Annotated in this window: 21 protein-coding genes and 1 pseudogene; 8 read left to right on the plus strand and 14 right to left on the minus strand. The window is 61.5% G+C overall.

Features of this window, described 5'->3' with window-relative positions; genetic code table 11:
* Positions 1 to 9: 9 nt before the first annotated feature.
* The 4 genes and pseudogenes from FHT28_RS13415 to FHT28_RS13430 all read right to left on the minus strand — a co-directional run bounded on the left by FHT28_RS13415 (position 10) and on the right by FHT28_RS13430 (position 5,146).
* Positions 10 to 395, minus strand: a pseudogene (locus tag FHT28_RS13415) (type II toxin-antitoxin system VapC family toxin).
* The gene (locus FHT28_RS13420; protein ID WP_047553829.1) at positions 392 to 637 is read right to left on the minus strand and encodes a plasmid stabilization protein; all 246 of its coding nucleotides are present in this window, start codon (positions 635 to 637) and stop codon (positions 392 to 394) included. The pseudogene FHT28_RS13415 and the gene FHT28_RS13420 overlap by 4 nt, the downstream one beginning before the upstream one ends.
* 129 nt (positions 638 to 766) lie before the next feature.
* Positions 767 to 3,910, minus strand: coding sequence for an efflux RND transporter permease subunit (locus FHT28_RS13425; RefSeq protein ID WP_168596493.1), 3,144 nt, complete (start codon positions 3,908 to 3,910; stop codon positions 767 to 769).
* A gap of 9 nt (positions 3,911 to 3,919) precedes the next feature.
* On the minus strand, positions 3,920 to 5,146 hold the full coding sequence (locus FHT28_RS13430; RefSeq protein ID WP_037196195.1) for an efflux RND transporter periplasmic adaptor subunit: 1,227 nt from the start codon (positions 5,144 to 5,146) through the stop codon (positions 3,920 to 3,922).
* A 174-nt stretch (positions 5,147 to 5,320) separates the two neighbouring features.
* On the opposite strand from FHT28_RS13430, the gene FHT28_RS13435 reads away from it, so the two are divergent.
* Positions 5,321 to 6,004: a TetR/AcrR family transcriptional regulator gene (locus FHT28_RS13435; RefSeq protein ID WP_112442017.1), complete on the plus strand. Its 684-nt coding sequence runs from the start codon at positions 5,321 to 5,323 to the stop codon at positions 6,002 to 6,004.
* A 169-nt stretch (positions 6,005 to 6,173) separates the two neighbouring features.
* Here FHT28_RS13435 and FHT28_RS13440 read toward each other — a convergent pair whose 3' ends face one another.
* The 4 genes from FHT28_RS13440 to FHT28_RS13455 form a co-directional block, all read right to left on the minus strand.
* The gene (locus tag FHT28_RS13440) at positions 6,174 to 6,416 is read right to left on the minus strand and encodes a hypothetical protein (protein ID WP_047553818.1); all 243 of its coding nucleotides are present in this window, start codon (positions 6,414 to 6,416) and stop codon (positions 6,174 to 6,176) included.
* A 230-nt stretch (positions 6,417 to 6,646) separates the two neighbouring features.
* A complete protein-coding gene (locus FHT28_RS13445) occupies positions 6,647 to 7,900 on the minus strand; it encodes a YcaO-like family protein (protein ID WP_168596494.1) in 1,254 nt (417 codons plus the stop codon).
* Positions 7,901 to 8,085: 185 nt separating this feature from the next.
* Entirely contained in the window at positions 8,086 to 8,544 is a 459-nt protein-coding gene (locus FHT28_RS13450; RefSeq protein WP_037196050.1) for a helix-turn-helix transcriptional regulator, read from the minus strand.
* Positions 8,545 to 8,733: 189 nt separating this feature from the next.
* Positions 8,734 to 9,042 carry a hypothetical protein gene (locus FHT28_RS13455; RefSeq protein ID WP_168596495.1) on the minus strand — a complete coding sequence of 103 codons (309 nt, stop codon included), beginning with the start codon at positions 9,040 to 9,042 and terminating at the stop codon, positions 8,734 to 8,736.
* A 330-nt stretch (positions 9,043 to 9,372) separates the two neighbouring features.
* Between FHT28_RS13455 and FHT28_RS13460 the strand changes: the two genes are divergently transcribed.
* The 3 genes from FHT28_RS13460 (at position 9,373) to FHT28_RS13470 (ending at position 12,192) form a co-directional block, all read left to right on the plus strand.
* A complete protein-coding gene (locus FHT28_RS13460) occupies positions 9,373 to 10,386 on the plus strand; it encodes an ABC transporter substrate-binding protein (protein ID WP_037196055.1) in 1,014 nt (337 codons plus the stop codon).
* Positions 10,387 to 10,477: 91 nt separating this feature from the next.
* Entirely contained in the window at positions 10,478 to 11,296 is an 819-nt protein-coding gene (locus FHT28_RS13465) for an ABC transporter ATP-binding protein (protein WP_034509194.1), read from the plus strand.
* 14 nt (positions 11,297 to 11,310) lie between these two features.
* Entirely contained in the window at positions 11,311 to 12,192 is an 882-nt protein-coding gene (locus FHT28_RS13470; protein ID WP_037196058.1) for an ABC transporter permease, read from the plus strand.
* Positions 12,193 to 12,366: 174 nt separating this feature from the next.
* Here the strand turns inward: FHT28_RS13470 and FHT28_RS13475 are convergent, their stop codons facing one another.
* The 4 genes from FHT28_RS13475 to FHT28_RS13490 all read right to left on the minus strand — a co-directional run bounded on the left by FHT28_RS13475 (position 12,367) and on the right by FHT28_RS13490 (position 17,819).
* The gene (locus FHT28_RS13475) at positions 12,367 to 13,782 is read right to left on the minus strand and encodes a sensor histidine kinase (protein ID WP_047553812.1); all 1,416 of its coding nucleotides are present in this window, start codon (positions 13,780 to 13,782) and stop codon (positions 12,367 to 12,369) included.
* Positions 13,772 to 14,440 carry a response regulator gene (locus FHT28_RS13480; protein WP_047553810.1) on the minus strand — a complete coding sequence of 223 codons (669 nt, stop codon included), beginning with the start codon at positions 14,438 to 14,440 and terminating at the stop codon, positions 13,772 to 13,774. Before FHT28_RS13480 ends, FHT28_RS13475 begins: the two co-directional genes overlap by 11 nt.
* 63 nt (positions 14,441 to 14,503) lie before the next feature.
* Positions 14,504 to 16,294 (minus strand): alpha/beta fold hydrolase, encoded by a 1,791-nt coding sequence (locus FHT28_RS13485; protein WP_168596496.1) that lies wholly within the window; start codon positions 16,292 to 16,294, stop codon positions 14,504 to 14,506.
* A gap of 10 nt (positions 16,295 to 16,304) precedes the next feature.
* Positions 16,305 to 17,819, minus strand: coding sequence for a polysaccharide biosynthesis C-terminal domain-containing protein (locus FHT28_RS13490; protein WP_047553808.1), 1,515 nt, complete (start codon positions 17,817 to 17,819; stop codon positions 16,305 to 16,307).
* Between the two features lie 185 nt (positions 17,820 to 18,004).
* On the opposite strand from FHT28_RS13490, the gene FHT28_RS13495 reads away from it, so the two are divergent.
* Positions 18,005 to 18,859, plus strand: coding sequence for a glycosyltransferase family A protein (locus FHT28_RS13495; protein ID WP_168596497.1), 855 nt, complete (start codon positions 18,005 to 18,007; stop codon positions 18,857 to 18,859).
* On the opposite strand, the gene FHT28_RS13500 is transcribed toward FHT28_RS13495, so the two are convergent.
* Both FHT28_RS13500 and FHT28_RS13505 read right to left on the minus strand, forming a co-directional pair.
* Positions 18,826 to 20,028: a glycosyltransferase family 4 protein gene (locus tag FHT28_RS13500; RefSeq protein WP_168596498.1), complete on the minus strand. Its 1,203-nt coding sequence runs from the start codon at positions 20,026 to 20,028 to the stop codon at positions 18,826 to 18,828. The two genes, FHT28_RS13495 and FHT28_RS13500, sit on opposite strands and share 34 nt — an antisense overlap.
* A gap of 404 nt (positions 20,029 to 20,432) precedes the next feature.
* Positions 20,433 to 20,669: an Lrp/AsnC ligand binding domain-containing protein gene (locus FHT28_RS13505; protein WP_034509182.1), complete on the minus strand. Its 237-nt coding sequence runs from the start codon at positions 20,667 to 20,669 to the stop codon at positions 20,433 to 20,435.
* A 207-nt stretch (positions 20,670 to 20,876) separates the two neighbouring features.
* On the opposite strand from FHT28_RS13505, the gene FHT28_RS13510 reads away from it, so the two are divergent.
* From FHT28_RS13510 to FHT28_RS13520, 3 genes are all read left to right on the plus strand, one after another.
* On the plus strand, positions 20,877 to 22,160 hold the full coding sequence (locus tag FHT28_RS13510; protein ID WP_047553803.1) for an FAD-binding oxidoreductase: 1,284 nt from the start codon (positions 20,877 to 20,879) through the stop codon (positions 22,158 to 22,160).
* Between the two features lie 102 nt (positions 22,161 to 22,262).
* A complete protein-coding gene (locus FHT28_RS13515) occupies positions 22,263 to 23,798 on the plus strand; it encodes an aldehyde dehydrogenase family protein (RefSeq protein ID WP_168596499.1) in 1,536 nt (511 codons plus the stop codon).
* Positions 23,799 to 23,881: 83 nt separating this feature from the next.
* Positions 23,882 to 24,871 carry an Ldh family oxidoreductase gene (locus tag FHT28_RS13520; RefSeq protein WP_168596500.1) on the plus strand — a complete coding sequence of 330 codons (990 nt, stop codon included), beginning with the start codon at positions 23,882 to 23,884 and terminating at the stop codon, positions 24,869 to 24,871.
* Positions 24,872 to 24,896: the final 25 nt, after the last annotated feature.

The raw sequence follows: 24,896 nt of genomic DNA on the forward strand, positions 1-24,896 counted from the left end.
TGGATCGGATCAGTCCCGATAGTTCCACGGATTGACGATCGCTATTCCGGTGTCCAGGAAATCCGGCACGTTGCGTGTTGCAAGCGTCGCTCCTCGCGACGCCGCAACTGCGGCGATCTGAGCATCGAACTGGTTGATTGGCCTGCCCGCCCGCAGCGGCGATGTTGCAATGAAGGAATAAGCTCCCGCAGCTTCGCCATCGAAGGGGAGAACTCTTCCGGCGAAATCCTCTTCGAATATCGGGAGAATGGCAGCTTCCAATTCGCTTCGGCGTCGGCCCTCGGGCAAGAGCCGGAGGCCGTAAGAGAAGGTTGGGCGGCGAGCCATGCTTCAACCATTGGCGATGGTGATCGCGCCCGTAGTTCCGAAATGACATTGGTGTCGAGAATGATCACGGATCGAGATCGACCGGGCGGATTGGTTCACGTGGGGCAATATCCAGCACAACCCCACCGCTTGCAGCCATGCGACGACGAATTGTCTCGGCCAAATTGGGCTTACGCTTTTCTTCGGTCGATAAGGCCGCCCGCAGAATGTCTCGCGCCTCATCCTCCATCGATCGCCCGTGTGCGGCGGCGCGAATGCGCAGCCGGGTCTTTAGATGATCATCGATATTGCGGATCGTCATACTGGCAATACAAATATTCTGTCATCAATGACTGCATATTAATCATTGATGACAGATTGGGCAAATCAAGCCGAAGCAGCCGATCCGTGATCGAGGTCTCGACCGCCCGCTCTTTTTTTCGAGAGCGAGTGAGAGGCCTTAATGCGCCACGTCAGGGTTGGCGGCCTCCGGCGCTGCCGTCGATCGAACATTGCCCTTGAAGATGCGGCGGACCGAAACGAACAGCAACGGGATGAAGAAGACGCCGAGCACGGTCGCCGAGATCATGCCGCCCATGACGCCGATGCCGATCGAGTTCTGGCTGCCCGATCCCGCGCCATTGGCAATCGCCAGCGGCATGACGCCGAGAATGAAGGCGAGCGAGGTCATCAGGATCGGCCGCAGGCGCTGGCGAGCAGCCTCCAGCGTCGCCTCGATCAGCCCCTTGCCGTGGTTCTGCTGCTCAATGGCGAATTCGACGATCAGAATGGCGTTCTTGGCCGCCAGACCTATAGTCGTCAACAGGCCGACCTTGAAGTAGACGTCGTTCGACTGGCCGAAGATGGTGGCGGCCAGCAGCGCGCCGAAGATGCCGATCGGAACCGACAGCATGACCGCGAGCGGGATCGACCAGCTTTCGTAGAGGGCCGCCAGCGCCAGGAAGACGACCAGGATGGAGATTGCATAGAGCTGGGTCGCCTGGTTGCCGGAGAGCTTTTCCTGGGCCGACAGGCTGGTCCATTCATGGCTGAAGCCGGGGGGCAGGGTCGCCATGATCTTGTCGATCTCGTTCATGGCATCGCCCGACGAGACGCCGGGTGCTGCCGCGCCCTGGATTTCAACGGCCGACGAGCCGTTATAGCGCTCCAGCCGCGGCGAACCATAGGTCCAGTCGCCGCTGGCGAAGGCCGAGAATGGCACCATATCGCCGCCGGAGTTGCGCACGTACCAGCGGCCGAAATCCTCGGGCTGCATGCGGAAATTCTTGTCGGCCTGTACGTAAACGGGCTTGACGCGGCCGCGATCGATGAAGTCGTTGACATAGGTGCCGCCCCAGGCCGTCGACAGCGTCGAGTCGATATCGGACAGGGTGATATTGAGCGCGCTCGCCTTTTCCTGATCGATGTTCACGGAATATTGCGGCGTATCTTCCTGGCCGTTCGGGCGAGTGCCTAAGAGCTTCGCACTTTTGCCGGCTGCGCCCAGCAACTGGTTGCGGGCCTGGATGAGCGCGGCATGGCCGGCGCCGTTGACGTCCTTGATGAAGAAGTCGAAGCCGCTCGAACTGCCGAAGCCCGGAATCGCGGGCGGTGCGAGCGCAAAGACGCTGCCGTCCCTGATCTTAGAGAAAGCACCCATGGCGCGACCGGCGATCGCCTGCGCCTTCGATTGCGGCGTCGAGCGCTTGTCGAAGTCCTTCAATCTCACGAAGACGATACCGACGTTCTGTCCCTGACCGCTGAAACCGAAGCCCGCCACGGCGAATGCGCCGTCGACATAGTCCTTCTCGGTGTTGAGATAATAGTCCCTCACCTGATTGAGCACAGCCCAGGTGCGGGAATCCGTGGCGCCGGGGGGAAGCTGAATGGCGGTCAGCAGAATCCCTTGATCCTCCTCCGGCAGGAATGAGCTGGGAAGACGATTGAACAGATAGGCGACGGCGCCGCCGATCAACGCGAACACCAGCAGGAAGACGATGGAGTAGCGGATCATGCCGTTGATGCTGCGCTGATAACCTCGTGTTCCCCGCTCGAAGTTGCGGTTGAACCAGCCGAAAACACCGCGCTCCTTCGAGCCGTGTGCGGGCTTCTTCAGAATGGTGGCGCAGAGGGCCGGCGTCAGGATCAGCGCGACGATGACCGAGAGCACCATCGCCGAGACGATCGTCACCGAGAACTGGCGGTAGATGATGCCGACCGAGCCGGAGAAAAAGGCCATCGGGATGAACACGGCCGATAGGACCGTGGCGATGCCGATCAGCGCGCCGGTAATTTCCTGCATCGACTTGATCGTCGCCTCACGCGGCGACAGTCCCTCTTCCTCCATCACGCGCTCGACGTTCTCGACGACGACGATGGCGTCGTCCACCAACAGACCGATGGCGAGCACCATGCCGAACATAGTGAGCGTATTGATCGAATATCCGAACAGCGACAGCACGCCGAAGGTGCCGAGCAGGACGACCGGGACGGCGAGCGTCGGGATCAATGTAGCGCGGATGTTCTGGAGGAAGACGAACATGACGATGAAGACGAGCACGATGGCTTCGAACAGCGTCTTGACCACGTCTTCGATCGACAGCTTGACGAACGGCGTCGTGTCATAGGGGTAGACGATCTCGACATTCGGCGGCAGGGTCTGGCTCAGATTGTTAATAGTCGATCTGACCGCCTCCGCCGTGCTGATGGCGTTGGCGCCGGAAGCGAGCATCACGGCAAGACCTGCCGCGGGATGGCCGTTATAGGTGCTCGACGTGGTATAGGACGACGCGCCGAGCTCGACGGTGGCGACATCGTTCAAACGCACCAGCGAACCATTGGACTGGCTCTTCAGGATGATATTTTCGAACTGCTCCGGCGTCTGCAAGCGGCTCTTGGCCGTAACAGTCGCGTTGAGCTGCTGACCCTTGCGTTGCGGCAGCGCACCGAGCTGGCCGGCGGAAACCTGCGAGTTCTGCGCCTCGATCGCGCTGGTGACATCGCTGACCATCAGCTGATATTTGGCGAGCTTGTCCGGATTGACCCAGATGCGCATGGCGTAGCCGGCACCGAAGATCTGGGTGTTGCCGACGCCGTCGATGCGCTTCAGCGTATCGTTGAGCGTGCTGGAAACATAGTCCGCCAGGTCGTTGGAGTTCAGCTTGTTGTCTGACGAGACGAAGCCGACGACCATGAGGAAGTTCGACGTCGATTTTGAAACGGTTATGCCGGTCGATTGCACGGTCTGCGGCAGCTGTGCGGTAACGAGCTGCAGCTTGTTCTGCACCTGCATCTGCGCGACGTCCGGATTGGCCTTGTTGGTGAAGGTCACCGAGATCGAGGCCTGGCCCGTCGAGGTCGAGGTCGACGTCATGTAATCGAGATTGTCGATACCTGTCATGCCCTGCTCGATGACCTTGGTCACCGAGTTTTCGACGGTTGCGGCATCGGCGCCGGGATAGGTGGCGCTGATGCTCACCGTGGTGGGCGCGATTTGCGGATATTGCGAGATCGACAGTGTGAGGATCGACAACGCGCCCGCAAGCATGATGACAATGGCGATAACCCAGGCGAAGATCGGCCGGTCAATGAAAAAACGAGACATCGTCTAATCTCACTTCTGAGCGCCGGAGGCGGCCTTGATATCGGTTTTTTCCAATTCGGCCTGCTGCTGTGCCGGCTTGGCGTCGGCTGCTGCCTGCTTCACCTCGCCGGTCGCATCATCGATGGTCACGGGAGAGACGTTGACTTCCTGGCCGTCGCGGACACGCTGGCTGCCTTCGACGATCACGCGGTCGCCGTCCTTCATGCCCTCATTGACAAGCCAGCTGTTGCCGATGCTGCGCTGTACCTTCAATACGCGCTGCTGCACCTTGCCGTCGGCGGTCACGAACATGGCCGTAGGCTCGCCCTTGGTGTTGCGGAAAACAGCGCGCTGGGGCACGAGGAAGCTGTTTTCGGCAATGCCCTCCTGAATGGTGGCGCGCACATACATGCCGGGCAGCAGAATGCGGTCCGGATTGGGGAAGACGGCGCGCACGGTGATCGTGCCGACGGTTTCGGCCACCGAGGCTTCAGCAAACTCGAGCTTGCCGGCTTCCTTATATTGGCTGCCGTCTTCGAGCGTCAGATGCACCGAGACGTTGTCGCCGCTGGTCTTCAATCTGCCTTCCGCGACGGCGCGACGGAATTCAAGCAGGTTCGTGCTCGACTGCGTGACGTCGACATTGATCGGATCGAGTTGGCGGATGGTGGTCAGTGCGGTCGTCTGGTCCGCGGTGACGAGAGCGCCAACGGTGACTGCGGAAGCATCGACACGGCCGCCGATCGGCGCGCGCATCTTGGTGTAGTCGAGATTGATGCGCGCTGTTTCCAGGGCCGCTTTGGCGGATGCCACGTCGGCATTCGCCTGAGCCAAAGTGGACACAGCATCGTCCAGATTTTGCTTGCTGACCGCGTCCTGTGCCGTGAGGCTCTTATAACGATCCACCTTCGACTGAGCGCTCGGCAAGGCCCCTTCCGCCTTCTGCAAGGAAGCGACCGCGCTGTCATAGGATGCCTGGTAGGAGGCCGGGTCGATCTCGTAGAGCACGTCGCCCGCCTTCACCTCGCTGCCTTCCTTGAAGTTACGGCTGCGAATGATGCCGCCGACCTGCGGTCGCACTTCGGCGACGAGATAGGCGCTGGTGCGGCCGGGCAGCTCGGCGGTGATTGCCACCGATTGCGGATGCAGCGCCATGGCGCTGACTTCGATCTTGACGGCCGGCATACCGCTTTGAGCACTCTTCTGCTCATTGCAGCCGACAAGCAGCATCGTGGCAGCGACCCCCGCAACGATCATCGCGCTTCGGGTGGCCAGAAGGCGGCTGGATATCGCAGGATATGTGGATTCGGAGGTGAAAGAGGCAAGCTTTCGCACGTTGCTATTTCCTGTTGCCTTATTTACAGTACGATGTCGTACGGAAAATATTTGTATTGCTCCAAATGTCAATCTCATTCGGCTGTTGAGGTCAAGATGGAAGTGCGGACGAAGGAACGGGGAGGCAACGCGGATCAGGCTGCGATACGCCGCCCGCGCGGTCGTCCGAAAACCGTGAACGACGATACGCGGCGCGCGGAGATCGTCGGCGAGGCTCGCTCGACATTCTACGAGCTGGGATATGGCGGAACGACGATGGATCTGGTTGCCGCCCGATGCAGGATCTCCAAGCAGACCCTTTATCGATTGTTTCCGCGCAAGACCGATCTCTTCATGGCGATCATCGCCGACCATCGTGCCTCGATGCTGGCCTTGCCGCGTGACGCGGATGAGAATCTGCCGCTCGGCGAGACGCTTGAACAGATCTTCATGATCAATATCGACGAGACCAAGGAGCGCGAACGCGAGGCCTTCATTCATCTCGCCATCAGTGAATCGCAGCAATTTCCGGAGGTTGCAACACTGATGCACACATACGGCGCAAAGCAATCGCAGCAGATGCTTGCCGATTGGCTTAGCCAGCAGCAGCAGCGCGGTCTTATCGAGATTGCCGATGTTGCAAGCGGCGCGCGCATGCTGATGAGCATGATCTTCGGCGCCATGATCTCAAAGCCGGGCCATCCGAATGACTGGCCCGATCGGGAAACGCGCTTGCGACACCTGCGTCAATGTATCGCGATCTTCGTGGCAGGTGTGCAGCCGCGCACGAGCGGTGTTTAGCTGGAGCATTTCCAGGAAAAGTGCGAAGCGGTTTTCCGTCTGGAATGCGTAAAGAAACAAAACGCTCTAGGTTGGTCTTGCTCTCTGCTCCTCAACAAAAATGCCGGCATGGCTTGCTAACCATACCGACATTTTCTCGGGTCCCCCGCCGAAACCCGCACCGGTGCGCTCAATGCGCAACGGCCATGTTTGCCCTGTCCGTGCCCTCTTCGAACAAAGGCATCTGCAATCCGTTTGCATACATTTCCTGCAACACGGCTCCGAGCGCCAGATCCAGGCACCAGACCGGGAATTCCGCGTTGAGATTTTTGGCACTTTGCCGCGCATAAGTGATGAGTCGTGCGATCGACGCCAGTTCCTTAAGTGAATCCGGATCCTGGTTTGTCATTTCGATCGAAAGTACTGCAGTCATTTCACACCCTCTATTGCCCCCTGTTCGCGGTGGTGAATTGCATCCTGCCGAGAACATGAGCAGACCTTAACTTATGTTCCTGGGGTTGGCGCGTGACATGCAGCGTGACACGAGGCGTGATTGTGCAATAATCCTACCTATGCAATTTCAGGACGTTAGAATGAAGAAATGCGCCGGTCAGCGGCCGGAAATATTAGGTCTCCAAGCTCGATTTCCGGGCATATGCATCGTCACAGCAGATGCAGGGATTTCGAAAGCGCCCTGTGGCCGTATCGGCGCTTGCGGTTGCCCGGTGGGTTTTCGAGCTCTGGTATCACGATCTTTGCAACCGAGAAGGGCAAGGAGGTGTGCGCCAGAGGAAGCGCTATTGCAGAGGCGATGCCTGCGTGGCGCATGTGATCGATCGTCAGCTCCAACAAGGCTTCGGCGCCTTTCGGCAAGGGGGCATCGAGCCTTGATGCGGGTTTTGGGGCAGCGTCGAAGCAGCTTCGGATGCTATCAGGCAGTTCCCGGGTAAAAGTTTCCGGCTCTATATCGTCGCGGCCGCCGCTGATGAAGGTGAGCCGCGACTGCGCGGCTTCCGTCACCGCGCGGATCACTGCCCGGAGCGGCGATGGATGTGCGCCGCTGCCGACCGTGACATCGAGATAGCGCACGCGTCTCGCCGCGGCGATGTCGCTGGGACCGAGCAGAGCGGTGACGGCCGGGATGCCGATATCGCTGGTGATGTCAAAGAGGCGCAATGTCAGCCCGGCGGAATCGATCCTGGCCGTCAACTCGTTCAGCACCGGATCGTGGAAGGAGGCAGGGTCGATGCAGGCGTCCATGCGCTGCTTCAATGTGGAGATGTCCCAAAGTACCACGGCGTCGCGCTCGATGCGCTCCAGCACGCCGTGCAGGATGGCCTCGGCGAAGGTGTTGCCGGAAGCCAGCCCGTCGGATGATTGCCAGAAGCGTGCAACTCGGATGGTGCGATCGAGTGCTACGGCTTCGACGGGGATCCAGACGGCCTCTCCACTAATGAGATCGTGACCCTCGGCCCAGGCGATGTCCTCGTCATCGGCGATATCGGCCTGGCCGCCGGCAATGAGCTGCGGCAGAGTATCGGTGCGGCGTCCGTCGACCATCAGCCGCTCGCAACTGGTGTTTACGGTTTCCAGGGCGGGCGTACTGGCCGTGGCCCGTTCCAGTGCCTCCATCGCGGCCGAGACTTTGGCATCGAGATCGGTGACGCCCTTGCCGTTGTGGACGACGATCGAGCGGGCGTTCGGGCTGATTGCCTGCCAAACGGGAATGCCGAGCCTGTCGAGCCCCGTCAGGCGCGCGAGACGGGTGACGCCGTGGGCCAGGAGACACGGCTCGATCCGCCGAAAGGTTTCCTCGGCTGAGCAGGCGCGATCCGAATAAGGAGATGCGGCGAGTGCGGATGCCTTCCGGCCCGAATGTCCGGCAAGAAATTCGGCTGGGGAAGGATCCACGGTCATCATTGCCGCCGAAGGGTTAGATCATTGACCGGCCGGGTATCACAGCCTCCCAATTGCCCATGCCACGCGCCGGCTTTCGAGGGGAAACAGCATCAGCACACAGCGCAACTGCGACTGTCGAGGCGACCACCAGCGCTTCTGTTGGGTTCGCGCCTCGACCATGTTCGATGCGGCAAGGCTGAAGGTCAGTTGCGAAGGCCTATCGATGCGTCGGCCGCTTGCGGCACATGGCCCGCGAGCGGTTCGGAGGCATTTGACAATGACTTGATCAGTGTCAGCACGGACTGACGTATGCCGGGATCGTTGATCTTCATGAACGCCTTGTTAAGGCTCAGACCTTCCTTGGAGGTCAGAAACTCCGACAGATCCTCCAGGCCGTTGATCGCGCCCAAACCATCCGTGTTGAGCGGCTGCGTATTGTCTTGCTGGAAGAAGAAGGCGACCGGTACGGCCAGAACGTTGGCTATCGCCTGCAGCCGGCTCGCGCCGATGCGGTTGGTGCCCTTTTCATATTTCTGCACCTGTTGAAAGGTGACGCCGATCTGTTCAGCAAGCCGCTCCTGGCTCATGCCGAGCATCAGTCGACGTGTGCGAACACGGGAGCCGACATAGGCGTCGATCGGATTCGGTACTTTTGCACTCACTGCGCAATCTCCTTTTCAAACAGGGGACCAGGCGGATGCCACCTTAGCTGTGACACTATAGGGGCAGGGAACCTTCGTCCAATCTGCCCGTACAATGTGTGTTAAATATGGGTAAAATTCAACCAAAAGTCTTTTTTGTAAAGTTTTTGTGGCAGTGAAGGCCAAATAAACGCAGAAAGACGCGGCGCGTCAATGCGGATTGAAGACGGAAGAAGATCTGCAATTATGGACTGGGCATTGCGGGTTGTCCCTGGTCGGCACGAAGGTGCGGGCCGCATAACCACTTATGCCGCATTGCTCGTCACCGGAGACATACCGGTCATACAACATAAGGCGGCCGTTACTCGAGGGATAACGCAATATGACGGCGCGTTCGCCGGCAATGAGCTGCTGCACGGACGCGCAGCTTCGGCTCAGCGACTCGTAGCGAGAGATGGCCCAGGCCGGCCCGGCGGTTGCGATCGTCGTTAGAATCAGCGCTGCGGCTACGCTTCTCATCCGTCATCCCCCAATGAACATACGATGTTCTAGATATGTCGCTATAGTAGAAATGCCAGGATCGGAAGATGCTTCCCCGTTGCAAGGGGCGATCGCAACGGTATCTTGACGATGGCGGCAACCGCCATTGTCCCTGTGCCGTTTTTTCAAGCGCGCGCCAAAAGCCCTTTCAGCTCATTGAAATAAAAAAATTTGTAATGTCGCCTTTTGAGCTTGCGCACTGAAAGCTGACTGAAAGGTTGCACGCGCTAGGTTCGTCGAGCTTCGTGGAGGAAGCAGATGTTCTGCGGCGTCGGGCGACGCAAGCACCAAAACAGGAGGAGACATTTGATGCGTTCATCGCGCGCCTTTTTTCATACCGTAGCCCTTTCCCTCGTCATGACTGCTGCTTCACTTGCAGCCACGGCGGCACAGGCCGCCGACAAGATTTCCATCATGGTCGGCGGCTACGAGAAGCAGATCTATCTGCCGGCCAAGCTTGCCGAAGGGCTCGGCTATTTCAAGGATGAAGGCCTCGAGGTCGAGCTTCTCAACGAATCGGCCGGCGTCGATGCCGAAAACCAGCTGCTGGCCGGTGCCGTCCAGGGTGTCGTCGGCTTCTACGATCATTGTGTCGACCTGCAGGCCAAGGGCAAGTTCATCAAGTCGGTGGTGCAGTTCAGCCAGGCGCCCGGCGAAGTCGAGCTGGTTTCGGCCAAGCATCCGGAAATCAAGTCCTTCGCGGATATGAAGGGCAAGAGCGTCGGCGTTACCGGCCTCGGTTCTTCCACCAATTTCCTGACGCTCTACATGGCATCCAAGGCCGGCCTTTCGCCTGCCGACGTGACCCCGGTTCCGGTGGGGGCCGGCCAGACCTTCATCGCCGCCATGCAGCAGGACGCCATCCAGGCCGGCATGACCACCGAGCCGACGATCTCGCGTCTGCTGAAGACGGGCGAGGCCAAGGTTCTCGTCGATCTGCGTACGCTCAAGGGCACCGAGGAAGCGCTCGGCGGCACCTATCCGGCCGCATCCCTCTACATGGACGCCGCATGGGTCGATGCCCATAAGGAAGAAGTGCAGAAGCTCGCCAACGCCTTCGTCAAGACGCTGCGCTTCATCCACACCCATTCCGCCGCCGAGATTGCCGACAAGATGCCGAAGGATTTCTACGTCGGCGACAAGGATGGCTACATCAAGGCCCTGGACGCCGGCAAGGAAATGTTCACGCCGGATGGCGTAATGCCGGAAGATGGCCCGAAGACCGTTCTCGCCGTGCTCTCGGCGTTCTCCAAGAACGTCAAGGGCAAGACGATCGACCTGTCGAAGACCTACACGACGGAATTCGTCAAGAACGTCAAGTAAGCAGTCACAATGCCGCTTCCGGCTGGTGTTGGAAGCGGCAGTTCACCGGGCTTTGCGTGCACGCCCTAAGGCACGCGTGAGGATCAGCACCATGCAACAGGATGGACGCCGGACATCGGCGATCGAGCTCATCAATGTCAGCCGCCGTTTCGTTTCACCGACCGGCAAATCGCTGACGGCACTTCGCGATTTCAACATGACCGTCGAACGCGGCGAATTCGTCGCCGTCGTCGGCCCGACGGGCTGCGGCAAGTCGACGACGCTCAACCTCGTCACCGGCCTTGCCAGGCCCAGTGCCGGCGAAGTCCGCCTGATGGGCGGCCCGGTCAACGGCATCGACCCGCGTGTCGGCTTCGTCTTCCAGACGGATGCGCTCTTCCCCTGGAAGAACGTTATCGACAATGTCATGTCCGGCCCGCTGTTCCGAGGCAAGTCCAAAGCAGAGGCCGAGAAGAGCGCCAAGGACTGGCTTGCCCGAGTCGGCCTCACGAAATTCCTGCATCACTATCCGCATCAGCTCTCGGGCGGCATGCGCAAGCGCGTCTCGCTGGCGCAGACCTTCATAAACGAGCCGGAAATCCTGCTGATGGACGAGCCGTTCTCGGCTCTCGACGTGCAGACCCGCACGGTCATGCATGAAGAACTGCTGAAGCTCTGGGCTGAACGGCAGGCTTCCGTGGTGTTCGTCACGCACGATCTCGAAGAGGCTGTTGCACTGGCTGACAAGGTCTATGTGCTGACGGCGGGACCTGCGACGGTGAAGTCGGTCTACAAGATCGACCTGCCGCGTCCGCGCGTCGTCTCGGAGATCCGCTACGAGCAGAACTTCATCGATTATTGCAAGACGATCTGGGATGACCTTCGCGAAGAGGTCGAAACCAGCTATCGCCGTGCCGCCCAAGCGGCATAAGGGGAGGATTGATCATGGCAAACACAGCCCTTGAGACAGGCAATGCGCCGATCTTCCGCGCCGGTACCTCGGATGCGGAAATCGAAGCAGCAGCGATGAAGGCAATGTCACGCCGCAAATATGTCGTGCTGTTCTGGCAGGTCGCGATCCTCGTGGCGATCCTTGGCGTCTGGCAGCTTGCTTCGGATTTGCACTGGATCGATCCGTTCTTCTATTCCAGCCCGACTGCCATCGGCTACAGGCTCTATGATTGGGTCACGGAAGGCACCGAAAACGGTTCGCTCTGGTATCATCTCGGCGTCACCATGGAAGAAGCGTTGATCGGCTTCGTCATCGGTTCGATCACCGGCGTTCTCGTCGGTGTCGCTCTTGGCCGCAACAGGCTGGCCTCCGATATCCTGTCGATCTACATCAAGGCGATCAATTCGATCCCGCGCGTCGTGCTGGCGCCGATCTTCGTGATGATCATGGGTCTCGGCCTGCCTTCCAAGGTGGCGCTCGCCTTCATCATGGTGTTCTTCGTCGTATTCGCCAATGCCTTTCAGGGCGTGCGCGAGGCCGACCGCAACATGATCGCCAATGCCCGCATCCTCGGCGCCTCGAACTGGCAGGTCACCCGCAACGTCATCCTGCCGTCGGCGATGAGCTGGATCTTCGCAAGTCTGCACGTGTCCTTCTCGTTTGCCATCATCGGCGCGATCGTCGGCGAATTCGTCGGCTCTCTGGCCGGCGTCGGCTACCTGATCTCGATCGCCAAGGGCACCTATGACGCTGCCGGCCTCTATGCCGCGATCATCCTGGTGATGCTGGTGACGCTCGGCGCCGAATATGTGATGACCCTGGTGGAAAACCGCATCACCCGCTGGCGTCCGCAACAGCATATGGACGCGCAATAAGCCGCGACTTTTCTGGCGCCTCCCAAGGCCGAGGCCGGGCATCTTGCCCGGCCCTTTTTGTTGCGCTGGCGTGAGAGACCCCGTCTCCCCGCGGGCGTGGAGAGGGATTATCCCGCAACTATCGCATTCCAGAACCAGGGATCGCGACGTAAATTCCCGACTTAACTTCGCAGTTCAAACCGCCGGCAGCCGCACGCTGACCAACAGCCCGCCGCCGGCCGCTTCGCCAAGCGCGACCGAGCCGTCGGCGCCGTCGACGACCTCGCGGACGATGGCAAGTCCAAGGCCGCTGCCTTCGGGTTCGGTGCCCATGATGCGATAGAAGCGCTCGAACACCTGGGCACGCTCGGCTTCCGGAATGCCCGGACCGTTATCCTCGACCCATAGGAGGGCCGTATCGCCTTCCCGTCCGATGCCCACCGTCACACGCCCGCCTGGCTGCGTGTACCGCAAGGCATTGTCGACGAGGTTGACCAGCATCTCGCGCAGCATGGTGCCGTCTCCCTCGATGCGCACCGGCATTTCGCCGGCTTCCAGCCCGAGGTCGATATTGTGCCGCAAGGCCTCTTCGGCAAGATTTTCCAGCACCCGCCGGGCGGTATCCGCAAGGTCGATCGTGTCGTCCCGTGGCCGGCGGCTGCCGGGTTCCGCACGCGCGAGGGTGAGAAGCTGGCTTGCAAGCCGGGTGACCTGCCGCGTGCTCGAACGCAGCGCCTGCAAAGCCTCGTCGCGCCTGGCGCTATCCGTCTCGCGTGCGGCAACGCTTGCCTGCGTCGAAATCAGAGCGAGCGGCGTGCGCAACTGATGGGCGGCATTCGAGACGAAGCGGCGCTGCGCCGCCATCTGGTTCTGCACGCGCTCCATGTGATCGTTGAGGGCGTGAACGAGCGGCCGCAGCTCGTTCTGCACCATATCGGGCTCCAAAGGATCCAGGCGCTGACGCCCGCGCTCGCGCACGGCGTCGCGAAGTCTCAGCACCGGCGTGAGGCCGCGCTGCAGGCCGATGATGGTCACCAGGCCGGCGACCAGGACGAGCACGAGCTGCTTGGTGAAGTCCGACAGCCACAGCCTGCGGCGCATGGCATATTGGCTGTTGTGGGTGACGGCGACGGTGACGGAAACCGGGCCGTCCTGGTTGAGGCCGACGACGGGATGGCTCAGCATCAGGGCCCGCATCCCGTCGGCCCGAAAGGTCGTGTCCTCGCCGACCTGCTCCCTTTTCGGGTGGGGCAGGTCGGGATAGCCGGCGATGAGGTTTCCCCACGCGGTCACCACCTGGTAGAAGACACGGTCGCCATAGCCGGTATCGAACATTTCAAGCGCCGCCGGCGGGATATCGATCTGCACGGTGCCGCTGCCATCGACATGCACGGCTTCGGCGATGACGCGGGCCGAGGCGAGCAGCGTGCGATCGGTGACGAGATCGGCCGTGGCGTCGGCCGAGCGGAAGCTGAGATAAAGGTTGATGCAGATCGCCCCGATCAGCGTCAGGACCACCCAGGCAAACAATTGCGCCCGCAGGCTGTTCGTCAGCGCGCTTACGGTGCGGCCCAGGCGTCCTTTCGGCGGGGGAGCGTCCTTATTGTGCATGGCGGAGGAGATAGCCCAGGCCGCGCAGCGTCGCGATCTGAACGGTGCTGCCCTCGAGTTTCTTGCGGACGCGATGCACATAGATTTCGATGGCGCTGGTATCGGCGAGATCGTCGAAGCCGAAGACGCTTTCCGACAGCGTGGTCTTGGTCACGGTCGTGCCGGCCTTCATGACCAGGTGTTCGAGCACGGCATGTTCGCGCGGCGTCAGCGCCAGGGCCTCGCCGGCGAGATAAAACTGCCGCGTTCCGCCATCGAACAAAAGGTCGCCGACGGCGATCTCCGGCGCGGCGTGATCGTGGCCACGGCGGACGGCGGCGCGGATGCGGGCTTCCAGTTCGGCAATCTCGAAAGGCTTGGCGAGATAATCGTCGGCACCGCTATCGAGGCCGGCAATCCGGCCGTCGAGGCTGGCATTGGCCGTGAGGATGATGACCGGCACCTTGTTGCCGCTCTGGCGCACGTGCTTCAACAGGGTCAACCCGTCCATTTTCGGCAGCGACAGATCCAGGATGACAGCGGCATAGGCTGCGACCCTCAGCATGTGCTCGGCGTCCTCGCCGTCGTAGGCGATGTCGACGGCATATTGCGCCTGACGCAGCGCCTTGCCGAGCCAGGACGCCAGTTCGCGGTTGTCTTCGACGATCAGCAGCCTCATGCTGCAACTATACAACAAGTGCCGGATATGGCGAGTATTTCCGGCTGACGTTACGGTCAGATTTCATCGCCTGCCGAGCCTCAATCCCATCTCCCTGACCTCTCGCAGATACACCTTGCGCGCATAGGGCGGGGTGAGATTGTGGTCTGCCTCGGGGATGATGGTGAGGCGGATGTCCGGAAAATGCTTCAGGCCGGCGGCATTTTCGCCGAACTGCTCGTGGAGGTGATCGAGGCCGATATCATGGGCGCTGTAGATCAGGGAGATGTCGACCCGGCGCTTGGCGAGCGCGTGGAAACCGCTGATGACGGGTTCACGCGCACCGGCTAAGAAGGGAAAGAGACTGAACAACGGACGACACAATCGCACCGCGCGCCTGGCGAGCACGATCGCCATGTTGCGTATCGCGCTTCCAGCATCGATCTGGCCGCCATAGAGCCGCTTCAGCGTTTCCAGCTGCAGGAGTTTCCGCCCGTAGGTTTCGAGCGACCGTGGCGCGAATCGTAGGGCTTCGTCGACCGATCGGGTCTCGTCCCAGAAGAAATTGTAAGGGTTGGCGGTGATCAGGCCGTTGCACCTGATGTCGCGCAAGGCGGCTTGGAAGGCGAGATAGCCGCCGCTGCAACGGCCGACGACAAACGCCGGCAGCAGGTTTCGCGCTTCCAGCAGGTCGAGCGCGTCGGCGACATCCCGTTGCTGGTCGCGCGAATACAGCACCTGCTCCGGAGCATCGGGAAGCGGTGGGCTGTCGCCGACATTGGCCGTGTCGAAGCGCAGGGAAGCGATGCCGTCGTGGGCAAGCGCGCGTGCCATGGCAACCGACATCCGGCCCCAGCCGGCATGGCGGTCGTAGGCGGTGGTCAGGAGCAGTGCCGTTGCACCGGTGCGAACGCCCGTGGGTTCGCAGAGCACACCGTAAATGCGTTCGCCGGCGCCGAAACGCACCGGCGTCTCGCGAAAGCCGTCACCGACGAGCGGTTCGGCATCGGGCCTCATGAGATTGATAGAAACCGCCGCTGTGGGCTTTACGACAATCGACTTCACCCACTCGAGGATCCTGTGGCCCGCAACGGTCGGCATGACGGCGACGGTGGGGTTCGACACCAGGTCGTCGTAACCCTCGTAGGGAGCCTGCTCGACATGCGGGGCGAGCGTCTCCAGGTGGCGGTAAAAGTCCGCGTCTCCCGGCCGGCCGGGCCGGTTCAGCACGAGGCCGTTCGGCGCGCCGAGCCCCGAGAGCGTCATCAGATTGAGCTTCTTGACGGCATCAGCGATGCTGTCCGGCATGCGCAGGCTGGCAACGGTGACACCTTCGGTCTGACGCTGCGCCTCCGCAAGTCCCATGCCCTCGTCGATCATCTTCGACCAGACGGTCAATTCACGCAGATAGGCACGGCCGGAAACGACCGGCGCGAGGAAGGCGATCCCATCTACATCGGACAGGCGCTCGGCGAGCGTGGCGGCTATGCTGCCGCCGAGGCCCTGGCTGATGAGAATCAGCCTCTCGAAGCCGGAGAGCGACTTCAACGTGGAGACGGCGGCGAGCGCGGTTTCTTCCCACAACGCCAGGCCCCGGCCGTCATCGGCGACGTCAAGCGCATCACCGGTGCCGGCGTAGTCGAAACGCAGACTGGATACGCCGATATCGGCAAGATCCTCCGCCAGGATGCGCCAGAACTTGCGGACGCACATTTCCTCGAAGCCCCAAGGGCTGAGGAACAGCACGGCAGTTGCGCTTGGAGATACAGCAGCCGGCGTGAACAGGCCAACGGTACCCGCGAAGGTCACCGGCACGGCTGCCGCCTTCATGCGCTTCGATTTATCGTGTTGTTCGGCGGCTCCCCAACCAGCCATGACGGTCTCCTTATATTCGGCGGGGCGCCAGTAACGCCAGAGCTTGAACGGCAATCGGATTGATGCGGGCGGGCAATCGCGCTGCGATTTTCTGCAGGACGTCGACGTCCTCCGTGGGCACGGCTTTCAGCAGCCTGAGCGCGATGCCATAGGCCAGAGCGCCGGCGATGACGGCGCCCGCCAGGCCTGCGACGCCGGATAGGGCTTGAACGAAGCCATAGGCGGCGGCGGCACAAAGAATGGCCGCAGCCGTCACCTTGGCGAGGTTGACGAGCATGCCCCGGGTCGAGCCCTCGAATTCCATGCGACGGACCATCAGGAGGCACATGACAGTGAAGACCAGCAGGCGAACCAGCGCGGCGCCTTCGCCGCCGTAGAACGGCACCGCGATCAGGCAGCCGACCACCATGACGACGCTGGCGATCCCGCCGATGATAGTGCGTTCGCGCGCACGATCGAGGGAATAGAGATATTGCGTGCAGATCTGCATGACGACATAGGGCACCGCGGTCAGCGACAGCAGCGCCACCATGCCGCCGCTCGGAGCGAACGGCGTGCCGAAGATCGTCACCACCAGCTCAGGCGCGATGGCCGCAAGGCCGAAGCTCATCGGCAGGGTGATATAGGCTATGCTGCGCGCCACGCCCGCGAAGACGTGAACCGGCAGCTTGTCGGATGCCCGCGCATGCATCTGTTCGGAATAATAGGGCAGCAGGCTGCCGCTTAGTTGCACCGGCAGCTGCAGCGCCAGATTAGCGAGCGACAGGCCGACGGCATAAAAGCCGACCGCTTCGATGCCCCAATAATGCTGCAGGAAAAGCAGCTCGATGCGGTTGAGGAAGATCGAGCTGTTGATGAGTTCGATCGAGAGGACAAGGGATGAACTGATGAGAGAGGCAAGGCCGACGCCGCAGTTGTTTTTCCGCGCGATGGCGATCCTGAGGGTTGCGATGAACATCGGCAACTGGCCGATGGCATAGCCGGCAAGCGCGCCGCTGACGCCGAAGAAGATGGCACCGGCGAGCACGGCGGCGAGCTGCAGCACCGAACTTGTCACGGTGATGCGCAGGAACGTGCCGAGCTGTTGCTCGCCGATCAGGTAGTTCTTGCTATAGGCGCCGAATGACTGGAGAACGAAAAACACGCCGGTGATGGCGATGACGGCGGACGCGTCGCCGGCCCAATGCAATCGCCCCGTATCCCAGTAGTAGGCAACATAGCCGGCGAGCAGGATCAAGGTTGCGAGGATGGTCGGCTGCAGGAGATAGGCGGCAAAGCCCAGTCGTTCCTCGGCCGAATAGCCCCGTCCCTTCAATTGCGGCAGGATGCGCAGCAGCGTGACGCCGGCGCCGAGTTCGGCGATAAGCGCTCCCGTCGTCGTCAGCCACAGCGAGAAGGCGATGATGCCGTTGGCTTCCGGGCCCAGCAGGCGTGCTGCAATGATAGAACAGGCAAAGCCGGTCGCGAGCAGGGTCAATCCCGCCGCCGCGTTCAAAACCGAATTTGCCATGATGCTCTTCGTCATGAAGACAGACCGTTCCTCAATTCGCCGAAACCAACGCACATATCGGCTCTTCGTGGAGATAACGTCTGCTCTATTTCATATGCCTTAATATTTAGCGTTTAATGCTGCTGTAAGTTGATTTTTTACTTCGGCTAATATTCATTCCTTCTGATGTTGGCCGTCTGGGGCTTGTCCGGAGGGTTTCATTGTTCAGCCTCATCGTCTGCACGATCGATCGTTTTGACCAGCTGGAGCGGTTGTTCCGGTCGCTGGCCGAACAGCGCTACAAGGATTTCGAGGTCGTTCTTGTCGATCAGAACGCGGATGATCGACTATCCGGGCTCATCGGCCGTTTTTCGTCTCTCTTCGCGATCCGGCATATCCGCTCGCCCAAGGGGCTTTCGCGGGCGCGCAACAATGGTCTGGCGGCAGCCACGGGCGACTATGTCTGCTTTCCCGACGATGATTGCTGGTACGAAGCCGATACGCTTGCCGCTGCCGGGACGCTGTTTGCCGCGCACCCTGAACTTGCGATCGTCACGGGTCGTACCCTCGACGCCGAGGGGCTGGCCTCCGTTAGCCCGACCGGCGAGACGCGGCGTGCCCTCACGCGCTGGAACTATCTGAAATGCGGCAACTCAAACGGCATCTTCGTGCGCCGCGCGGCGCTTGCCGATATCGGCGGCTTCGATGAAAACCTCGGCGTCGGCTCGGAATCACCCTTCCAGAGCGGCGAGGAGGCAGATTTCCTGCTGCGCGCGCTTGCCGTCGGCAAACGGGCGATGTTCTTCCCGGACCTGATCGTCCATCACGATCAGGTCACGAGCGAATATGGTCCGCGGCAGGTGGAGCGGGCGCGCAAATATGGCCGCGGCTTTGGCGCCCTGATGCGCAAGCAGGCTTTCCCGCTACCCTATGTCTGTTATCGGCTGTTCCGGCCCGTTGCCGGCTGGCTCGCGGCGCTCGCCAGATTCAATCCCGATGCGGCGCGCTACAAACGCGCCTGGCTTCTGGGCATTCTGGAGGGTTATGCGACCTGGCCGCGCTGGCGCAGGAGCTGAGGCGATTTGCCCTTGGGCGTGATGGTTTCGGCATAGACATCCATGTAGCGCTGAGCGACCTCATCCCATGCATAGGCGCGGGCGTCGCTGAGCAGCTCCTGCCTCAAGCTCAGGTCATCTGCCTCAAGGCGCTCGAACGCCGCGGTGAGGGTATCGGCAGCCGTTTCCGGATCGGAGAAATCTGAAAGCATCAGCGCCGGGTGGGTCTCGGCCAGGGCCTTATAGGCGTCGTTGGCATTCAGCACCGGCAGCAGGCCGGCGCTCATGGCCTCGATCGCCACCAGGCCGAAACCTTCGTATTCGGAGGCCGAAGCGAAGAGCGAAGCGCGGGCGATGATGTTGCGGATCGAGCCGTCATCGATCGCCACATGCAGGGAGACGTTTCGTTCGAGGCCGCGTGCGGCAATTTCCTTCTCCAATGTCGGCTGATCGAGATCCGACACGGCGCCGATGATATCGAGATGCCAGTCGGCATGGCGCGCCGCGAGCGCCTTCATCACGTCGAGCATGCGGTCGAGCCGCTTGTTGACCGAGAAGCGGCCGATGGTGACGATGCGGCGACGGGCTTCCAATGCGGCGCAATTGGCGAACTTGCTGACATCGGCGCCGTTTTCGATCAGGCGGACGCGATTTCTAGCGATATTGGAAAACAGCCGCGCGTCGGACTGGCTGCAGCAGATGAGATAGTTGTAGCCGAGCGCCGATAGTCGTGTAGCGGTATTGAACCAGACTTTCTTGATGGCGGCATATTTCGGCGTGTGGAAGAAGCCGCCATGCGTGGTGGCAACCATGGGGCGCCCGTGCATCAGCTTGCCCCAGGCAAGCGCATCGAAGAAGAAATCGACGGCGTGGACATGCACGAGATCCGCATCGGCAACATGGCGGAACACCTGCGGCGCCAGCGGATAACGGCTGGAGCCGGACCAGGGGATACGCACGACCTCGATGCCATCGATCGTTTCGGTCGCCGCCAGCTTGCGGCCCGGGTCTGAAAACAGGCTGTCGCAGGTGACGACGCGCACGTGATAGCCGCGGGAGATCAACTGCCGGCAGAGATTGGCGACGACGTCTTCCAGGCCGCCCTTGTTCGGCAGGAACTGGCGCACGACATGCACGATCAGCGGTCCGGCCTGCTTGTTTGCCTGATTGTCAGCAATAGCCGATGTCATCGATCCACCTTAAACCCCTATGCTGCGCCAAGCGACAGCAATCCGGCGCTACGGCGCGCCGCCCGTTGATCAGCCGGCGAAGCAGATCATCCGGTCGGTTAAAAAAGGCTTAATCGCGGGTCGAAAGCCAAGCGGCTTTAGGCAAGAGGGTTAATATCGGAGCGTTGCGCAAGGGGATTGTGCTTGTCAGGCGAGTGTGTTGATGCCGGATTACAGTGCGTGGCGCCTCACCCCAGCCCTCTCCCCGCAATGCGGGGAGAGGGGACTTGCCATGCGATCGTGCCCGGGCCGCAAAACTCAGTGAACTCCCTCTCTCGGCAAGAACGGGGAGGGGGTTGGGGTGAGGGGCAATCCCGCGAACGCAGCTTTAACCGTGGCGCATGCTGATCCGAAGTCTGGATCTCTCAAAACGCTCGGAACGTCAGTGTCGTCAACGAGCGGACGATGCCGGGGATATGGGCGATGTTATCGTTGATGAACTTGCCGATATCCTGCTCTTCCTTGATGTAGACCTTCAGCAGCAGGTCGTAGTCGCCGCTGGTGGAATACAACTCCGAGACCAGCTCCGTCTGGTAGATTGCGTCGGCGACCTCGTAGGTCTTGCCGGGAGCGCATTGGAGCTGAACGAAAATGGGCTTCATGAGACTGTCCTGCTTCTGTCCGCGACCGCGATGGCGGCGTGCTTTTACCTGCAACCGCGATGGCGGTCGGCATTTTCTCTATAATGGCCGAAAGCGCCATGGCCATGCAAGTTTTTCTCTGTCCACCGGATGTCGCTCTTGCCGCTTCCGCAAGTTCGAACGTGGCGCTAGATTAGCGGGATTGCCTTCATCGATTGGACCGATCTCATGCTGAATGACCCACGTTCCCATGGTCTTTGGGAAAAGACCGCCCCGCCACCGCCGGTGACGAAGCCGCTTGCCGGCGAGGTTTCCACCGATGTCGTGGTGGTCGGCGGCGGTTATACCGGATTGTCGGCGGCGCTGCATCTCGCCGAGGCAGGTAGCCGTGTCGTGCTGCTGGAGGCCAATGAAATCGGCTTCGGCGGTGCCGGGCGCAATGTCGGCCTGATCAATGCCGGCATGTGGGTGATGCCGGAAGACCTGCCGGGCGAGCTCGGCCCCGTTCATGGCGAGCGGCTCCTCGATCTACTCGGCAATGCGCCGAAGCTTGTCATGGAGCTGATCGACAAGCACGGCATCGCCTGCGAGCTGGAGCGCAATGGCACGCTGCATTGCGCTGTCGGCCCCGAGGGCTTGAAGGAGATCGAGGAGCGGGCGCGGCAATGGAGCAAGCGCGGTGCGCCTGTAACGGTTCTCGACGCAAACGAGACAGAGCGGCGCGTCGGCAGCTCCGCCTATGCCGGGGCCTTGCTCGACATGCGTGCCGGCACCCTGCAGCCGCTCGCCTATGCGCGCGGTCTGGCGCATGCCGTGGTCAAGGCCGGTGTTGCGGTTCACACCGGCAGCCGCGTGACGGCGACGGAAAGGAGCGGCGCGAAATGGGTGGTTTCGACCGATGGCGGCAAGGTCAGCGCTGACTGGATCGTCGTTGCGACGGACGCCTACAGCACCGGCCCCTGGGAGACGGTGCGAAACGAGCAGGTGCATCTTCCCTATTTCAATTTTGCCACCGTGCCGCTCGGCGACAATTTGCGCAAATCCGTCCTGCCCGGCCGGGAGGGGGCATGGGACACCAAGGAGGTCCTCTCGTCCTTCCGCATGGATCAAGCCGGCCGACTCGTTTTCGGCAGTGTCGGGGCGTTGCGCAACACCGGCCTTGCCGTGCACAAGAACTGGGCGCGCCGGTCACTGAGAAAGCTCTTCCCGCAGCTCGGGGACATTCCCTTCGAATGCGAATGGTACGGTAAGATCGGCATGACCGACAACGCGCTGCCGCGCTTCCATAGGCTTGCGCAGAATGTCGTCGGCTTTTCCGGCTATAATGGTCGCGGCATCGCGCCGGGCACGGTGTTCGGAAAAGTGCTTGCAAGCCATATCCTCGGCCAGATCTCCGAGGCCGAGCTGCCGCTGCCGGTGACGGATATCGTGGAGCCCGGCTTCAGGGCCGTCAAGGAAATGTGGTACGAGGCCGGCGCCCAAGCCGCGCATTTTGTCGGCGCAAGAGTTTAAGGCAATTCCAGGAAAAATGCGCAGCGGCTTTCCGTCCGGAATTGCGGAAAAGCAAAGAGATAGAACGGCAACCGAACCATCATTACAGGAAGAGGAAACGAGATGACCGCGACACTCGATCTTGCCGCCGAGACCAAGGCGATATTGACGGAACTCGGTGTTGCAGCCGATCGCTTTACGGGCGGAACGCTCGCCGTCACCTCTCCGGTGACCGGCGCCGAAATCGGCCGGCTCAAGGAGCATTCGTCCGAAGAGGCGAAGGCTGCGATCGACAAGGCGCATGAGGCGTTTCTCGCATGGCGCGACGTGCCGGCCCCGAAGCGCGGCGAGCTGATCCGCCTGCTCGGCGAGGAGCTGCGCGGCGGCAAGGCGGCGCTTGGCCGGCTGGTTTCCTTCGAGGTCGGCAAGATCACCTCCGAGGGCCTCGGCGAAGTCCAGGAAATGATCGATATCTGCGACTTCGCCGTCGGTCTCTCGCGCCAGCTCTACGGCCTGACCATCGCCACCGAGCGCTCAGAACACAGGATGATGGAAAGTTGGCATCCGCTTGGGCCGATCGGCATCATCTCCGCCTTCAATTTCCCGGTGGCCGTCTGGTCGTGGAATGCGGCGCTTGCCATGGTCTGCGGCAATTCGACGATCTGGAAACCCTCGGAAAAGACGCCGCTGACGGCGCTTGCAGTGCAGGCTCTATTCGAAAAGGCGCTGAAGCGTTATGTCGCCGAAGGCGGGGAGGCGCCGGCCAATCTCTCGACACTGATCATCGGCGGTCGCGACCTCGGCGAACTGCTGGTCGATCATCCGAAGGTTCCTCTGGTCTCGGCGACCGGATCGACAGCCATGGGCCGCGCCGTCGGTCCGCGCCTCGCCGGCCGGTTCGCACGCGCCATCCTCGAGCTCGGCGGCAACAATGCCGCGATCGTCTGCCCGACGGCTGATCTCGACCTGACGTTGCGCGGGGTTGCCTTCTCGGCCATGGGCACCGCCGGCCAGCGCTGCACGTCGTTGCGTCGGCTCTTCGTCCATGAGAGCGTCTACGATCAACTCGTGCCGCGCCTGCAGAAAGCCTATGGCTCGGTGACGATCGGCAATCCGCTGGAGGCGGGAACGCTTGTGGGTCCGCTGATCGACAGACATGCCTTCGACAGGATGCAGGCGGCACTCTCTGAAGCCAAAGCGGCCGGCGGCAAGATTACCGGCGGCGAACGTGTCGAGAGCGGATCGGCCGAAGCCTTCTACGTCCGTCCGGCGCTGGTCGAGATGCCCGAGCAGACCGGCCCGGTCGAGCAGGAGACCTTCGCGCCGATCCTCTACGTGATGAAATACAGCGATTTCGACAGCGCCGTGGCGCTGCATAATGCCGTGCCGCAGGGCCTGTCGTCCTCGATCTTCACCAATGACATGCGCGAGGCCGAGACCTTCGTTTCGGCGCGCGGTTCGGATTGCGGCATCGCCAATGTCAATCTCGGCCCCTCCGGTGCCGAGATCGGCGGCGCTTTCGGCGGCGAGAAGGAAACGGGCGGCGGCCGCGAATCCGGGTCGGATGCCTGGAAGGCCTATATGCGCCGGGCGACCAATACCATCAATTACGGCCGCACCCTGCCGTTGGCGCAGGGCGTCAAATTCGATGTGGAATAGCCAGAGTTTTGTTGCATTGCGACGAGGAGGGCGAAGGCGTAGAAAGTCTTCATCCTCCTCATTTGTTCTCAAGGTCTCGTCTCATGCATCTGTCGCTTGCCGAAGCTGAAACGCTTGTCGTGGAGGCACTGCAGCGAAGCAGCGTGAGCGCTGACAACGCCCGCTCCGTGGCCGTCGCGCTCGTTGCGGCGGAGGCTGCCGGGCAGAGCGGTCACGGCCTGCGGCGCGTCCTTGCCTATGCGGGGCATGCAAAGGCGGGCAAGACCGATGGTTTCGCCGTGCCGCAGATGAGCCGGCCCTTTCCCGCCGTTCTGCGCATCGATGCCGGCCATGGCTATGCTTATCCTGCCCTCGATCTTGCCGTCGGCGAGCTTCCGATCATCGCCCGCGAGCAGGGGATCGCGCTTGCCGCCATCAGCCGCTCTCATCATGCCGGCGTGATGGGCCTGACGGTGGAGCGCTTCGCCGATCAGGGCCTGGTGGCGTTGATGGTGGCCAATGCCCCGGCGTCCATGGCGCCCTGGGGCGGCAAGACGCCGGTCTTCGGCACCAATCCCATTGCATTTGCCGCGCCGCTTCCTGACGACGACCCGATCGTGATCGATCTGGCGCTATCGAAAGTGGCGCGCGGCAAGGTGATGGCCGCGCGGCAGACGGGTGCATCCATTCCCGCCGATTGGGCTTTCAACCGCGAGGGCAGGCCGACTACCAATGCCGAGGAGGCGCTTGCCGGCACGATGATTCCTGCGGGCGATTCCAAAGGGGCGGCGCTGGCGTTGATGGTGGAAATTCTCGCCGCCGGTCTCACCGGCGCCAACTATGCCTTCGAGGCTTCGTCGCTCTTCGACGACAAGGGGGCGCCGCCGGGGCTCGGCCACACGATCATCGCCATCAATCCGGCGGCGATGAGCGTTGCCGACACGGCACAGCGGCTTGCACTGCTGGCAAGCGAGATCACCCAAGATCCCAACGTCCGCCTGCCCGGGCGGCGCGGGCAGACCTCGCGACGCGAGGCAATCGCCAATGGGATTTTGGTTGAGGACGAGGTAATCGAGGCGATCAAGGGGCTTTGAAGCGCTGAAGATGATGGTCAGGTGA

Source organism: Rhizobium sp. SG570 (assembly GCF_012275345.1).
GTDB classification, from domain to species: Bacteria; Pseudomonadota; Alphaproteobacteria; order Rhizobiales; family Rhizobiaceae; genus Rhizobium; species Rhizobium lusitanum.